Source organism: 'Nostoc azollae' 0708, from assembly GCF_000196515.1.
GTDB classification, from domain to species: domain Bacteria; phylum Cyanobacteriota; class Cyanobacteriia; order Cyanobacteriales; family Nostocaceae; genus Trichormus_B; species Trichormus_B azollae.
Window position 1 is genome coordinate 1 of sequence record NC_014248.1, and the last position, 13,354, is coordinate 13,354.

The window sequence follows — 13,354 nt, forward strand, 5'->3', positions numbered from 1 at the left end:
TAAAGTTTTGTAAAGAAGATAAAAGAAAAGAAAATTTAATGATTTAAAAATTAAATTAGAACAGAAGAAGAAATGATTGAATCACAACAGGAGTTGTGGATAATTCTTTTGTGAAATCAAAGCTTCAAAAAATGGAGATTCAAAACCTAGACCATTTAGGCATAGTAGCAGGAATAATAGACGCCATAGGAGTAGTAGAAATAATCCTTGAAATTGGAGAGAAAGTAAGTCCGGGTCATGTAGTAAAAGCCATGATAATCAACGGGTTAGGATTTGTATAAAAACCCTTATATATGTTTCTCCAAGATTTTGAAACAATCCCCTGTGAGTATCTAATAGGAGCAGGAGTAACACCAGAATATCTCAAGGATGATAAACTGGGGAGAGTCATGGATAAACTATTTATAAAAGGATTGGATAGAATATTTTTTATTGTCGCCTTAAAAGCAGGCCAAAAATTTGGAGTATCCCTATGAGCAGGGCATCTAGACTCATCATAAATGCACATACATGGGCAATATAATACCACCTTACCAGAAGTAATATTTGAGAGTCAAAAAGTAGGAAATAATCAAGAACTAGAAGAATTAGCAGTAAAATCACCAAAAGAAATAACCATTACCTACGGTTATTCTGGTCACCATAGACCGGAGTTAAAACAGTCCATCATAGAAATGATATGTTCAGGAGATGGAGACATACCAATATATATTTTTAAAACTAGCATCGGGAAACCAAGCAGATTCATCATGCTTTGCTAAAATAGCAGTAGAGTACCAAAAACAATTAAAAGTTAACAGTCTCATAGTAGCAGACTGGTCCTTATATACAGAATCAAATCTAAAAATGATGTCAGATTTAAGCTGGTTATGTCCAGTGCCATTAAGCGGAGAATCAGCACAATCATTAATATCTAAATTACCAGAACCAGAATTGGTTGATAGTAACTTACCCGGATATAAACTAGCGTCAAGAACAGTAAATTATGCAGGAATAGAACAAAGATGGTTAGTAGTGCAAAGTCAAGAAAGAAGAGAATCAGACCTGGGTAAACTATCACAAAAAATTACCAAGGCACAATCAAAAGCTGTGCAAGATTTGAAAAAGTTATCACCAGAAAAATTTGCTTGTGAAGGTGATGCTATCAAGGGGTTATCTAACCTATTCAAACAATTCAAATATCACCAAATTAACCAGAGTAAAGTTACTCAAATCAAATCTAAGAAAAAAGATAGTTCAGGAGAGATGTCCTCTGAAATATCAGCTACAGTCTCCCAGAATGAAAGTAAAATTAATACAGAATTTCTGAGGGCAGGGCCTTTTATTATTGGTACAAACCTTTTGGATTCCAATGAACTTACCCATGACTCCATCTTGAATGAATATAAAGCTCAACAGTCTTGCCAGAGAGGGTTTGCTTTTCTCAAAGACCCATTATTTTTTGCAGACAGTATTTTCCTAAAAAGTCCAGAGAGAATAGAGTCACTGGGAATGATTATGGGTTTATGTCTGCTGGTTTATACTTTAGGGCAACGACAAATTAGAACCGCTGTGAGAGAGTCTAAATCAACAGTAAAAAATCAATTGGGCAAACCAACTGACCGCCACACTTTACGCTGGATTTTTCCATGCTTTCAGTCTATTCATTTAGTTACAGTTAACCAAGAAAAACACATCTGTCACTGGACTCAAGAGAGAGATTTAATTGTGAATCTTTTACCAAAGCATTGTTTTCTCTACTATCAATTACTTACCTAATTTTTCTCTCTATTAATTGATCTCTATTAATTTAATTTCTATCAGAAAATAACCTAATGTCGTTGATTTATAGCTCTATTTTACTATGTCCATAATTTCTTTTTTTACTTCAATCTATTAGTCTAAGTTATGATTTATCTCTTGAATATCTTCATTTATCTGTTGACTCCTCTGGGCGGTGTTCTTTCTTATTGCTCCTTATTGAGAACAGCTTTTGATGCTATTTTTGGTGCTTTACTGTTTCTCCAATGCCTTTTTTCACTGCATATGTTTCTTTTTATGCTCCCTTAGATTTTTTCTCTCCGCAATTTCTCCCTGTGGCACTTTATGGTGCCGAATGTGGGTTGTATGCTACGTTTATCACCGATATAAAATTGAGTGATAGTAAAAATAACTCTTTAGGGGAGCAAGGCGATTTTGTGAGCTGGGGTAAAGACTGTGCTTTTAGCTACAGTAACTATAGATATCGCTAAAATGTTTTTCTGGATTAAAGTAAAATAAATCACATCAAAACAATAAAATTGTAAGACAAAGTATCTTCTCAAAATATCCTAAGGAGACTTGCATTCAATAATTTGTGGCTTGTGGGAATAAGCTGCTTAGGTCAGTAATCAAATAAGCAGGTATTGATTACCATAGAGAATTCTGTTAAATGGGAGTTGTAGGTATAAAATATTAGACAGTTTGAAGATAGATAAAAGAGGTAAAAATGGAATTACAGAAATTATGCCAACTTCCAGCTATCCATTGACAAGGAAGACCTAACATAATTTCCCCATTTTCTTCTAACCAAAATTTACTGTTTCCTTTCATTCTTAAATTGATAACTTGTATCTATATTTTAATTGTACGGTAAATAATTTTTAGCGATGCCTGTGGTTAGTGTAGCTAAAAGCACAGTCTTTACCCCAGCTCACAAAATCGCCTTGCTCCCCTTCGTGGTTCGTTCTTGCATGAATTGTGCGTAAGTCCTACCGTATCGGCGGAATAAGTAGGGGTAAGAGAAAAAAAGAAAAAGTTGAGGGTGGGACACAGGGCGTTATAAAATATGAGACATGAGGCAAAAAATTTTAGCAAAAGACTTATCACAAACAGAGTTGGTGCAAAGCATTGACCGAAAAGGAATTGCAGAGGAATCCATGGGTCAGAAAGTAGAGATATTACTGAGTCTAATAGAGCAGTAACAATTAGAAGTAAAAGAATTACGGCCAGAAAATCAAGGGTTAAGAGATGAAAACAACTGATTGAAGGGAGAAAAGGGTCAGCCAGAGATAAAAGCCAAGAATTAAAAAGGCGTCACAAGCAATCACTCATCGGAGAAAGAGCGACAAACCCCAAAAAAGGACAACAAAGGCAGTAAGAAGGCTGGCATTAAAATAGACAGAGAAGAAATACTAGAATATCCCCAAGAATTACTGCCAGCAGAGGCGCAGTTCAAAGGGTATGAAAAAGTAATCATCCAAGACATCATCCTGGCAACCGATAACGTACTGTTCCGGAAAGAGAGATACTACTCACCATGAGAAGGAAAAACCTATTTGGCAGAACCTCCTTGGGGTTATGAGGGAGAATTCGGTCTAGGAATAAAACCCTGATTATCAGCTTGTACTATGGGGATAACATGACCCAAGGTAAATTGTTAGAGTTCCTAGAGAATATTGACTTGCTCGAGCATTTTCAACTACCAACTAAATGGCAAAACCCTCTCGAAGTATTACCTCAAGAAACTGTGTTGAGTGAGGCAGAGTTTCATACCCTACTGGATACACATCTGCCTAAACTGGGTTCACAACAACGGACTCGGATTATGGAAGCAGTAGCTATTGCTTTCTATCATCAACAAACTGATTGGCCAGTGGTGCAAACTCTGGTCTGTGATGATGCTCCTCAATTGAAGTTACTGACTGATAATATCGCTTTGTGTTGGGTAGATGAAGAAAGAAATTATAAGAAGTTAAGTGCGTTTATTGCTTGTCACCAAAAGGTTTTAGATAAATTCCTGGATGATTTCTGGAATTACTACCGAGACTTACTCCCTTGTCAAGATTCTCCCAGTCAGCAAACGGCAGATAAACTCCGGTATAAGTTTTGGAAGTTGTTCCACACTGACAGTGGTTATCAACAATTGGATGAGCGAAAACCATTAACTCTGGTCAAAATTTCTGAGTTGCTTTATGTTTTAGAGCATCCTGAATTACCTTTGCACAATAACCCGGTTGAGTTAGGTGCTAGAACTATGGTGCAGCGAGGCAATATTAGTTATGCCACTCAGACTCTCGAAGGGACTCAGGCTTGGGATACTTTTATGTATCTTGTTGCTACTACTCGTAAGTTGGGAATTAGCTTTTTTGAATATATTCGTGACCGCATTTCTAAGGTTGGGAATATTCCCTGTTTGGCGACTACTTTTTACGAGAAATCTGCTCTCAATCCTTTTGGTTGCTCATGGATCCCACATTCGGCACCATAAAGTGCCACAGGGAGAAATTGCGGAGAGAAAAAATCTAAGGGAGCATAAAAAGAAACATATGCAGTGAAAAAAGGCATTGGAGAAACAGTAAAGCACCAAAAATAGCATCAAAAGCTGTTCTCAATAAGGAGCAATAAGAAAGAACACCGCCCAGAGGAGTCAACAGATAAATGAAGATATTCAAGAGATAAATCATAACTTAGACTAATAGATTGAAGTAAAAAAAGAAATTATGGACATAGTAAAATAGAGCTATAAATCAACGACATTAGGTTATTTTCTGATAGAAATTAAATTAATAGAGATCAATTAATAGAGAGAAAAATTAGGTAAGTAATTGATAGTAGAGAAAACAATGCTTTGGTAAAAGATTCACAATTAAATCTCTCTCTTGAGTCCAGTGACAGATGTGTTTTTCTTGGTTAACTGTAACTAAATGAATAGACTGAAAGCATGGAAAAATCCAGCGTAAAGTGTGGCGGTCAGTTGGTTTGCCCAATTGATTTTTTACTGTTGATTTAGACTCTCTCACAGCGGTTCTAATTTGTCGTTGCCCTAAAGTATAAACCAGCAGACATAAACCCATAATCATTCCCAGTGACTCTATTCTCTCTGGACTTTTTAGGAAAATACTGTCTGCAAAAAATAATGGGTCTTTGAGAAAAGCAAACCCTCTCTGGCAAGACTGTTGAGCTTTATATTCATTCAAGATGGAGTCATGGGTAAGTTCATTGGAATCCAAAAGGTTTGTACCAATAATAAAAGGCCCTGCCCTCAGAAATTCTGTATTAATTTTACTTTCATTCTGGGAGACTGTAGCTGATATTTCAGAGGACATCTCTCCTGAACTATCTTTTTTCTTAGATTTGATTTGAGTAACTTTACTCTGGTTAATTTGGTGATATTTGAATTGTTTGAATAGTTTAGATAACCCATTGATAGCATCACCTTCACAAGCAAATTTTTCTGGTGATAACTTTTTCAAATCTTGCACAGCTTTCGATTGTGCCTTGGTAATTTTTTGTGATAGTTTACCCAGGTCTGATTCTCTTCTTTCTTGACTTTGCACTACTAACCATCTTTGTTCTATTCCTGCATAATTTACTGTTCTTGACGCTAGTTTATATCCGGGTAAGTTACTATCAACCAATTCTGGTTCTGGTAATTTTGATATTAATGATTGTGCTGATTCTACGCTTAATGGCACTGGACATAACCAGCTTAAATCTGACATCATTTTCAGATTTGATTCTGTATATAAGGCCCAGTCTGCTACTATGAGACTGTTTTTAATTGTTTTTGGTACTCTACTGCTATTTTACCAAAGCATGATGAATCTGCTTGGTTTCCCGATGCTAGTTTTAAAAATATATATTGGTATGTCTCTATCTCCTGAACATATCATTTCTATGATGAACTGTTTTAACTCCGGTCTATGGTCACCAGAATAACCATAGGTGATGGTTATTTCTTTTGGTGATTTTACTGCTAATTCTTCTAGTTCTTGATTATTTCCTACTTTTTGACTCTCAAATATTACTTCTGGTAAGGTGGTATTATATTGCCCATGTATGTGCATTTATGATGAGTCTAGATGCCCTGCTCATAGGGATACTCCAAATTTTTGGCCTGCTTTTAAGGCGACAATAAAAAATATTCTATCCAATCCTTTTATAAATAGTTTATCCATGACTCTCCCCAGTTTATCGTCCTTGAGATATTCTGGTGTTACTCCTGCTCCTATTAGATACTCACAGGGGATTGTTTCAAAATCTTGGAGAAACATATATAAGGGTTTTTATACAAATCCTAACCCGTTGATTATCATGGCTTTTACTACATGACCCGGACTTACTTTCTCTCCAATTTCAAGGATTATTTCTACTACTCCTATGGCGTCTATTATTCCTGCTACTATGCCTAAATGGTCTAGGTTTTGAATCTCCATTTTCTGAAGCTTTGATTTCACAACAGAATTATCCACAACTCCTGTTGTGATTAAATCATTTCTTCTTCTGTTCTAATTTAATTTTTAAATCATTAAATTTTCTTTTCTTTTATCTTCTTTACAAAACTTTATTCTCTTACTCTATTGCCATCTTTATGATACTTATTCTTATTAAGCCTTTTCTTCCTTGCAGGAGCTTTAGTTCTCGTGTACTACTATCTGTGACAGTTAGGGTGCGGAAGGTGGGTTGTATTTAATTTACATTCCCAATAGATGAATTAATAGGGAGTAGAATTGCTACTTTACTATTCCATTTGTGAGCCGGGAAGTTATCGGTTGGTTTGGGAAAAGTGTACTGGGTTTAGGGTAAAGGTTTTTCCCATCTTTCCTGGAAAACAAACCTGGGCAGTATTGCCTTCACTGGTGTACAGCACTATTTTCTGTGCAATATCAATCAAGCTTTAAACTTGAAGATTCAGGACTTATGCAAGAGGTATATTAGTATGGTGCCTCAGATGTTAAAAATCTATTGATACTAAGCAATTTATAGGTCTGATGTACTCTATAAGAGACATTGCGTGTGACTGAAACATATTGATGTATAAAGATGATACACCAAATTCTGTAAATCTTTTTAACAAAGTCAAGGATAAACAGCCAGAACACGAAGAAGAAGGCGGATATTAAGTTTAGTCAACCTAAATCCCTAACTCTGGCTATTACATCCCCTTTTTAATTACAAGTAACTGCTGTAGCCGAATTAACCTTGATTAAATCACCAGTGAATACCGCTGTGTATTTAAAAGGTGATGAACCAGAACAAGTCATGGAACTTCTATCAGCGCGACGGGGACTCGACCAAGAATCAGCTTCTACAGTTAAAGTTGTTCCATTCCAGGATAATCCCCTGATTACTAAAGAGTTAGTTTTTCCATCGCTCAATTTTCTCGCACTGACAAACGTAGCATAATTTACATCCCCAGTAGTTGGGTTGATACGGGCTATAACTGCTACTTTTGCACCGCCTCCACTACCATAGCTAGGTAGCCAACGGCCAGCAGCAAAGCGCCAGAAATTATTACCAGTCTGGGAACCAGTAGAGGTAAAAACGCCATATAAAACCCCGCTTCCATTCCAAAGCAATCCATATCCTGTACCGTCGTCGCTGGTTGTTTCGTAGTCGCTGCGACACCATTTCCTCACACCATTATCAAACCGGATCATGCGCGGATCTTTATTAACAGATGTTACTTGTTGATAACCAATATAGATAGTTCTTGTCCCAAAAATTGCTTTTGGTCCATTTTTAGCTTTAATTGTGGCTTCACTATCATTGCAAGTAAATGTTACAGCGTTTCCCACAAATGAGGCTAAAGTAGTTTGGGCTAAAACTTTAGGAGCTAAGGTTGTAATTGCTAAATTAGCCCCTAAAATTACTGCTAAAGCTGGAAATTGTAGATACTTGATGACTTGGCGGCTAGTAATTATTGAATTACGCATGGGATCACAATTTCCATCAGTGGTTTACAGCAAATAGGAATTGCTGTGCAATGTCAATTTTATCACACTAGTGTAATTACTGACTTGGCCATTTTCACTAAGTCGGCCTGCTTACCTGCTTTTAAACTAATGGTATACTGAACACCTTTTTGCCCCCAGGGTAAGGTAGCATCAGAAGAATTAGCACCGCACCACATTTAGCATCTAGAAAATAGCCACTGATACCTTTAGCTAAACATACGGCTTTAGCTGTGAGTTTGGATGTCCTGCTACTGATATTTTAGCAAAAATTATACCAATAATGCAAGCTGTACCACCAGTGCAATTTGGGCTAAATCCTAGTAGTATATCATACTTATTTTTTGCGCTGTTTTAGAGAATAGCGTAAAGTGGGTTTTCGCCATCTGACTCAGGAACATACTTCGATAATCAAATTTTAATTTGACTATTTTTCTTTAATTTAGGCAGAACTGACTTAAAAACTGGGTGTGGTTGCTAAACTTGGCTATTAATATGCTGTTGTGGTAAGGCTATAGCTAAATCATGAAGGCTTCCAGTATTGACTAGGAAAGATAACGCAAATAAAGCTAACGCAAATAAAGCACTAATGTGTTTTGATCTGACAATCATATTCCTACACCTGTTTTACTAAATAAAATATACTAAAAACACTTTAAAAGTATGATTCTGAACGTTCGCCGAGCGTCTCTGAAAGAGATAGTGAAGAATCTCCGAGATACTATAGCCTACGGCACGCTCCCTGTTCACGCAGTGTCCCAAAGGGATACGCTGGGCTATCACTATGACATAAGTCCAAGTCTCACCCGTTTGTAGTATAAATTTTACTATTTTTTAGAAATTTAAAATATCTAATGACTTTTCTATTTGTAAATAGAAAATTCTAGCTTGTGTATCTTTATTTTCTTCCAGTTGTCCATCTTGCCAATATAAATCTGCGGCTTTCTGAAAATCATCAATTACTCCCTGTTTGTCTCCTATAATTAACCCAGAATTACCACGATTATAAAAAGCATCTGTGTAATTTTTAATTTTAATTACTTTGTGAAATTAGTAAGGATTCAGGTCTAAGGTAGAGGGATTAAAGAAGGTGTATGGAAAGGAGAGTGATCCATGGCTTTCATAGGTTGGTCAGAAAACTCAATTAGAGAAAGTCCTTGACGGCGACAAGTTTGTGTAACCGTCAATAAGTTGGCAGGATGTTGGAATAGCTCTAGAGAAAGAGAACCACCACAGACTTTTCGTTGTGTCAGTGCTAAACCTAACCTTAGTTCAGCTAAATTATGATCAAGGTCTATTGCCTAAGGAAGGTAAAAGTTTACCAGGTTCCCCTGGGGGTTGATCAATGAATGAATGGAAGATTCGACTTTTGGTTGAAACTAGGATGGCCAAGTCAAGAATTCATGAAGGTTTTGGGTTTGTTGGAATAAAGGGTAGTTTTTAAAACCTTCATCTATGAGGTCGATGAATTTTGTGCCAATTTCTTGGTGATTGAAGCCAGGAATCTTGATTAGTGTCTTGAAGTGACGGGGTAGGGTAGATGTGCCTGACATTTCTGTTGAGCTGTGACCGCATAACCGTTATAGGCAGTAAAGTCATCAGAACTGAGTACACCAGAGTAACTTGAACCCACAATGGATTCTAATTTGCCAGGACAAGGAGTATCAGGCCCATGAAATAAAGGGAAGTCACTATTGGCAAAAATCCATAACCATTGTTTCACCCCTTTGACTACCCAGGGTGTTTCATCCCCAAGGATATGAGGCTGGGTTTGTTTTATCCACTATTTGAGGCTATGAATACTTTGAGCCACTGCACTATCTATTCCTTCATTGGTACCTACTAATGTTCCCACTCCAATTTCTATTTGACCCAGTGCCCACAACAACAAGTGTTGTTTTTCATAGGGTCAATGGCCCTAGTTATGGATCCATCCCAAAAAAGCTTGTAGTGTGATTCCTATATCTTGTCCCGGTACTATCTCTGGTGACCAGTGTGTGTGCCCTTTGTGTTTCCCCACACACAGTGCTAATCTACGCATATCTTTCATATTCTACTATTTGGATTGGCCTGTCTACCAACTCCCCTAGTTGTTGTGTTTGGATTTTTATTAGTTCGCCAAACAATTGCCCCTGACCTCACCATCCACACACTTGCCGTCCCACTATCTCAAATGTATTCTATCTACTCCACCAAACCCCTTTCTCCTTTTTCCCCTATGCTCTGGTTGTCCTCCTGGTTTCCGTTTTCGTGTCTGGTTTTCTTCTGGTTTCTCTTGTTGTTTGTTGTCGGTTTTTTTCAGGATGTCTCCCAAGGGTGGTTTGGATCATGTTATGGTCTCTAAATCTCTACTGACTTTGAGTTTCTCTATTTCTTTTTCCAGTTCTACTACTCTATTTCTTAGGTTCTCTATACTTTTCCCCTGGTCAATAATGATTTCTACCAGTTGGTGTTTTCCCAACTGCTTCAATATCTCTCTGTCTAGTTTTGGTCCCAGCTTCTTTTCCATAACTGCTATATTCTGCCTAACCTATCACACTTATCAATACCCCACCACCTGAATCCTTACCTTAATTGAGGTTGCTACTTCATAGTTTCCTAAATCACAATGAGTATTACCTCGTTGATAATAGGTATCGACATAGTTAGGGTTTATTTGAACTGCCTGATTATAATCTCCAATTGCTGTTTCATAATTTCCTAGTTCTAAACGAGTATTGCCCCTATTTTTGTAAGGAACTGCATCATCAGGAGCAATCTTACTGGCTGGAATTAATTTTTGCTGTTCACTGGAATTAATTTTTGCTGTTCATCTGAAAGATAATGAGCAAGTTCTCTGTTTTTATGGGTAATAGCATAGTGAGGATTAACTTTAATTGCCTGAGTGTAATCTTCAATTGCTCCTTGAGGAGCTCCAATTCGAGAACAAGTGTCAGCACGATTTTTGTAATTAACGGCAAGATCAGGATTAATTCTAATTGCTTGATTATAATATTCAATTGCGGTTTAATAATTAGCTAGTTGATAATGTGCTCAACCCATTTTATTATAATCTTTGCCATGATTAATGTTAATATCGATTGCTTGGGTTTAATCTTTAACTGCTCTTTGATAATCAACTACTTAATAATAAGATAGTTCCAATTTATAATAAATATCAGCATTACAAGGTTTATGTTGCAATGCTTGATTATAGTTGTTAATTGCTGGTGCATATTCACCTTTTTGAGAAAAATTGTTACCTAATTTCTCATAAACTAGAGTTATATTTGGTCGTTGATTTTGTTCCGATTCTGGAGTGATATTAGTTTTGTTAGAGTTATCCAGGGATAATTCTACTAGTTGATGAGCATTATTTGGAGTAGTTTGCGATTGTTCTAAATAGGATAATAAACCACCAGGATATAATAATTGATTGATGCCAAAAGAAGTTATGCCAGTTTTTAGCTTCATCATTTTGCTGGGGAGAAAACCAGCTAAAAAAAGATGATATTCAGACTGAGCTTCATTAACTTTTTCTTGAATTAAGACACAAACAATAACGGTTTTTTTTCGACTTCTTGAGAACTGACTAACTATCTAACTATATGAATAGTACCATAAGGAGATTTTACTTCTACACCTATGGCCGGGTTGGAGGTGAAGGTAAAATTACTTTTACCATCGCCACCCATGCGTTTTTCATAATCGACTTCAGTAATAAAGTCAGCTAAACGTTCTTTGAGGAGTTCTTCACCTAGTTTACCTTTAAGGTTATTAATAAAGACGTCACGGACTGGGGATGTTCGTTTATATTTTTCTGCCATTAACCAGCAAAGTTCCCTTAGTGATTTTAATCTGTGACCAGAGATAATAGTTAATTCACTATGCTGGCCTTCTGTTTGGCAGTGAAGTAGACAACCAGATTTTAATTTTTGAATAAAGTCAGTTTCTAGCGATCGGAGTAAGGTAATCCAATCCATTTATTATATTTCTGCGGTCTTTTGATTGACTCATTTTAATCAAAAATGTGGTTTGAGTAAAGAAGTAGGGTTAAAGCACATTGCTAAACCCCTACTTAAAAATGAGAAGCAAAAGGAAAAAAATAGCTAAAAACCGACCTGTTCACCAGGTTTAGGTGCAACTAGTCGTGTAGCTAAATTGTTTTTCTCTAATAATGCTTGAAATTCTTCTGTACTTCCTTTTGCTTGCAGAAATTTTTTTAAAAATCCTTCAAATAAGATATCTCCTCCAGCAGCTGTAGGTAAAATGATTTGAGGTTGCAACCATTTAGTGACTTCTAAGGCACTATTCATACCTTTTATCATTGATCCCAGCAAAGGTAAGGTTAAATCAACAATTGGTGTAATTACTATATTAATGGGTGCAAGCTGTTTCAGTTGGGGTGAATGATAACCATGTGGTTCGTAATATAACGTTAAATCACTGGACAACTCTTTGAGAAGATAACCATTTTCTAACACGGTTGGTCCAATGGGAGAACCTGGAAAAGCTTTTATTTCTACTTGATTATTCAAGGTGAAAGTTTCCCCATGATTGAGGGTGATAAGATTTTTATAGCCTAATTTTTCTACGACTTTAGCTGCATTAGGAGATGCGACAACTTGAATATTTTTGTCAAGCTGCTTCAAAGTTGGTGGATGGGCATGATCTTCTAAACCCTGAGATAACAATATCAAATCTATATTTTCTGGTATTGGCCGATCTTGAAGTCTATAACCTTTAAATAGCCAATCCAAGTTATTGAATGTTAAGCAATCAACTAACCAAGGATCAACCAATATCCTCTGTTTACCAATTTCCATCAGCCAACTATTGCTGTCTAACCAAGTGAAGTACATAGTTTTGAAAAAGTAATAATAATACTTCGTATGTTATTTACTGCACACTAATAGTTAATTATATTTCCTTTGCCCCCAGTGTTTGCAAAAGCTTATCGACATTATCCAAATCGCCAACAATGCGCCGAATGGGATGAGGCCAAACTTTTACTAGGGTGGGAGTTGCTGAAACTTGATCGATTTCTGCTTGTTCTGGGTGTGTTAAAACGTCAATAACTTTCAGGGTATAAGGATATTTTAGCGAGCGCTCTAATAATTCATGTAAATTTTGTAAAATGCGTTCTGTAGCTACGCTATGACCAGCAACAAACAGACGTAAGACATAGCCTTGAGTATGAGCTATACCCTGTTGTGGATTTAGTTTATGTTGCTGGTATTGTGGGGCTATATCTGCACGATCCAAGCGTACGATTAAATCATGATCTTCCCAAAGTTGGGGGAAAGAAGAGCGATAAGTTCCTAACACCATCCGATCACACAAATCTTCCTGCCAAGGTGCTGTTTGCCATACCAACTCCCCAGTGCCAAAAATTGCCCTTAGCACAGATTGATGACGCATAACGGCTGGATAAGCTTCCGCAAAGGTTTGTACTTGCTCTGTGCGTGGATTTAGCCAGTGATCAATTGTTGCCGTATAACAAGGTACTAAAAAATGTGGTGGTTCTGGTAAATCCAGGATTTCCTGTAAAGCCCCACACAGATGCAGATGCCATCGACCCTGCTTACTAGGGTCAATACAGTAAATTAAATCTCCTCCAGGTGTAAAAAGAGCAATACCTTTAAATAACTCTGGTGTAGATAGTTTGTCCGTCATCCTTT

General features: G+C 36.8%; 6 protein-coding genes and 6 pseudogenes. 4 read left to right on the forward strand and 8 right to left on the reverse strand.

The annotated features are described in order from the left end of the window. Nucleotides 1–131 precede the first annotated feature (131 nt). Nucleotides 132–1,758, forward strand: a pseudogene (locus AAZO_RS36135) (IS1634 family transposase). A gap of 129 nt (nt 1,759–1,887) precedes the next feature. Further along, a pseudogene (locus tag AAZO_RS36140) lies at nt 1,888–2,046 on the forward strand (C4-dicarboxylate ABC transporter); the annotation flags it as partial. Between the two features lie 387 nt (nt 2,047–2,433). Here the strand turns inward: AAZO_RS36140 and AAZO_RS33025 are convergent. Further along, nucleotides 2,434–2,589: pseudogene (locus tag AAZO_RS33025) on the reverse strand (ISLre2-like element ISCst1 family transposase); the annotation flags it as partial. Between the two features lie 224 nt (nt 2,590–2,813). On the opposite strand from AAZO_RS33025, the gene AAZO_RS40725 reads away from it, so the two are divergent. Continuing rightward, on the forward strand, nt 2,814–2,942 hold the full coding sequence (locus tag AAZO_RS40725) for a hypothetical protein (protein WP_013189690.1): 129 nt from the start codon (nt 2,814–2,816) through the stop codon (nt 2,940–2,942). Between the two features lie 437 nt (nt 2,943–3,379). Then, a complete protein-coding gene (locus tag AAZO_RS00020; protein WP_013189691.1) occupies nt 3,380–4,228 on the forward strand; it encodes a hypothetical protein in 849 nt (282 codons plus the stop codon). A 34-nt stretch (nt 4,229–4,262) separates the two neighbouring features. On the opposite strand, the gene AAZO_RS36145 is transcribed toward AAZO_RS00020, so the two are convergent. From AAZO_RS36145 to AAZO_RS00065, 7 genes and pseudogenes are all read right to left on the reverse strand, one after another. After that, nucleotides 4,263–4,424, reverse strand: coding sequence for a hypothetical protein (locus AAZO_RS36145; RefSeq protein WP_081462666.1), 162 nt, complete (start codon nt 4,422–4,424; stop codon nt 4,263–4,265). A gap of 129 nt (nt 4,425–4,553) precedes the next feature. Beyond that, nucleotides 4,554–6,176: pseudogene (locus tag AAZO_RS43105) on the reverse strand (IS1634 family transposase). Between the two features lie 732 nt (nt 6,177–6,908). Then, entirely contained in the window at nt 6,909–7,676 is a 768-nt protein-coding gene (locus AAZO_RS00040) for a hypothetical protein (protein WP_013189693.1), read from the reverse strand. A 1,085-nt stretch (nt 7,677–8,761) separates the two neighbouring features. Beyond that, a pseudogene (locus tag AAZO_RS28050) lies at nt 8,762–10,203 on the reverse strand (IS66 family transposase). Nucleotides 10,204–10,275: 72 nt separating this feature from the next. Then, nucleotides 10,276–11,656 (reverse strand): annotated as a pseudogene (locus AAZO_RS43110) (tetratricopeptide repeat protein); the annotation flags it as partial. Between the two features lie 126 nt (nt 11,657–11,782). Next, nucleotides 11,783–12,535, reverse strand: a complete 753-nt coding sequence (locus AAZO_RS00060; protein WP_013189696.1) for an MBL fold metallo-hydrolase — start codon at nt 12,533–12,535, stop codon at nt 11,783–11,785. Between the two features lie 58 nt (nt 12,536–12,593). After that, on the reverse strand, nt 12,594–13,349 hold the full coding sequence (locus AAZO_RS00065) for a circadian clock KaiB family protein (RefSeq protein ID WP_013189697.1): 756 nt from the start codon (nt 13,347–13,349) through the stop codon (nt 12,594–12,596). Between the last annotated feature and the right edge of the window lie 5 nt (nt 13,350–13,354).